Source organism: uncultured Faecalibacterium sp. (assembly GCF_900066275.1).
In the GTDB taxonomy this organism is placed as follows: domain Bacteria; phylum Bacillota; class Clostridia; order Oscillospirales; family Ruminococcaceae; genus Faecalibacterium; species Faecalibacterium taiwanense.
Genome location: NZ_FMFG01000077.1, coordinates 1 through 2,592 on the forward strand (window position 1 = coordinate 1; position 2,592 = coordinate 2,592).

At 55.9% G+C, this 2,592-nt stretch carries 2 protein-coding genes; both read left to right on the plus strand.

Going from position 1 to position 2,592, the window contains the following annotated elements; all coding sequences use genetic code 11:
- The first annotated feature begins 68 nt into the window (after nt 1-68).
- Nucleotides 69-1,883: a DNA topoisomerase gene (locus QZL71_RS12985; protein ID WP_294649148.1), complete on the plus strand. Its 1,815-nt coding sequence runs from the start codon at nt 69-71 to the stop codon at nt 1,881-1,883.
- On the plus strand, nt 1,883-2,592 hold a 710-nt coding region (locus QZL71_RS12990; protein WP_294649151.1), incomplete at its 3' end, for an LPD16 domain-containing protein. The genes QZL71_RS12985 and QZL71_RS12990, both read left to right, overlap by 1 nt.

The window sequence follows — 2,592 nt, forward strand, 5'->3', positions numbered from 1 at the left end:
AGCGGAAAAGGTCGATGGCGAATACGTCCAGAAAATCCAGATTTTCTACCGCTTTATCGGCCCATTGGATGCCATTGAATAACAACGTCAGAAAAGTCACCTCCGAGAACTATCCTACAGATTCCGGACGTGAGGGAGAACTGATCTTCCGCTTAGTGTATCAGCAAGCCGGGTGCAAAAAGCCTGTTTCCCGCCTGTGGCTGTCCAGCATGGAGGAAAATGCCATCCGGGAAGGATTCGCCCATCTCAAACCGTCAACTGAATACGATGCGCTGTACAACGCAGCTCTGTGCCGGGAACGTGCCGACTGGATGGTCGGCATCAATGCGTCCCGGCTTTTTTCGTGTCTGTATGGTCAACCGCTGGCGGTGGGGCGTGTTATGACCCCGGTGCTTGCTATGACGGTGGTGCGGGAAGCCGCCATTGCCGCCTTTGTGCCGGAGAAATTCTACACGGTTGCCCTGACCCTTGCGGACGGCGGCACCGCATCCAGCAAGCGGTTTGCCCAGAAAGCGGATGCCGAACTGCTGCTTTCCAAATGCCGAAAGGAGGGGCGTGTCACGGTGCAGAAGATGGAACGCAAGGAGAAATCCGAAAGCCCGCCGCAGCTCTATGACCTTACTGCATTGCAGCGGGATGCCAACCGTCTGCTGGGATTTACGGCACAGCAGACCTTGGATTATGCCCAAAGCCTTTACGAAAAGCGGCTTATCACCTACCCCCGCACGGACAGCCGGTTTTTGACGGAGGATATGGCGGCTTCCCTTCCGGGACTGGTGACGGACACGGGCAGGGCGTTTGCCGTGGAGGAGCCGATTCCCATCCATGTGCAGCAGGTCATCAATGGCGGCAAAGTCACCGACCACCATGCGCTGCTGCCTACGAAAAGCATGGCAAACGCAGATCTTGCCGCCCTCCCTGCCGGGGAGCGGAATGTCCTGCGGCTGATTGCCGCACGGCTGCTCTGCGCTGTGGGCGAACCGCACTGCTATGCAGAAACTACGCTCACCACCATCTGCGCCGGAGAGGAATTCTCCGCAAAAGGCAAGTTGGTGCTGTCCGATGGATGGAGAGCCATGGAGCGGAAAATGCTGGGCGAACTGTTGGGCAAGCAGAAAGAACCGGCTGTTCTGCCCGATGTGCAGGAGCAGAGCCAGTGCAGCGTTGCCGGTGTCGAACTGAAAGAGGGTCAAACGTCTCCGCCAAAGCATTTCACCGAGGACCTTCTACTTCATGCGATGGAAACCGCCAGTGCAGACAGTATGCCGGAGGGCGTAGAACGTCAGGGCATCGGCACCCCGGCAACGAGAGCCGCCACCATCGAAAAGCTGGTGCAGAAGGGCTTTCTGGAACGCAAGGGCACCAAGAAAACCAAGGTGCTGCTGCCCACGGATAAGGGAAAAGCCCTCATTACCGTAATGCCCGAAGAGATTCAGTCTGCGGATATGACGGCTGACTGGGAAGCGAAATTGCTACAAATCGAACGTGGCGAAATGGAGCCGAGTGAATTTATGACTGAGATCAATACGATGATTACCGAACTGGTAAAGAATACGGAAATGAAAAAAGGAGTAAATGCGCTTATGAAAAACAAAATCATTGGTGTCTGTCCGAACTGCGGTGCAAATGTTGTGGAGCGTGAAAAGGGCTGGTTCTGTGAGAACAGGGAGTGCCGTTTCGTGCTGTGGAAGGACAATGCGTTCTTCAAGCGTCTGGGTAAGCGACTGGATTCCCATGTGGCGGACAAGCTGCTGCGGGATGGGCGTGTCCGGCTGAAGGACTGCAAGAGTGCCAAGGGCAAGACCTACAATGCCACCGTGCTGCTGTCCTGTGAAGCCGATGGCCGCAGCAAGTTTTCTCTGGAATTTGAGGGTGGCTGCTGATGGAGCAGATAAAAGAAGCGGTCTACCTTATCAACGATGAACGCTATCTGCATCTCCGGGAAAACGGTGCAGGGGTCGGCTTTGCCACCTACAACAAGGTAACTGGTGAGCCGCTGGAAAGTGGGCAGATCTCGGAAAAGAATCTGCCGCCCGATGGACGGAACGCCATCCCTGCCGCCCGGAACTGGTATCTGTTTGCACTTTCGGACGATGACCGCAAGGTCATCCAACAGGAAAGCGTAAAGATCCTCGAAAACATCCCGCAGGCGGGCATCGGCAGACGGCGCATCTGGGAGCCGGAAACGCTGCCGAAGGATATTCGTCTCATCAACAGCCACTATGACGATCTCTACCGCATTCCAGATGGCGGCGTGATTCAGGTGGATTACCCGGATGGGCGCAGCTTCACGGCACGGCTGGAACATCTGGATGATTACCACTTTGACATGGGCGGTCTGGGCAATGTGTTCCACATCTGCCAGTTTGCCGAGGTCATGGAACGAAATCATGCCGACTTCTACCCGGAGATTCAGACACAGGACGAGCAGGCGGCGTGGGAACTGGGCGGCAAAGGCTACCTTGCCATCCAGTCTTGTGAGGATGGATGGGACTACACCCTCTACCACAGCGATTATTCTGTGATGGACGGCGGGCAGTTGGATGCCCCGGAACTGACCATTCAGGAAGCCCGTGAGCAGATTCTGGAAGC

Coding starts and splice junctions, on each gene's coding strand:
- QZL71_RS12985 (WP_294649148.1), top strand. CDS start 69: ATGCCATTGAATAACAACGTCAGAAAAGTCACCTCCGAGAACTATCCT.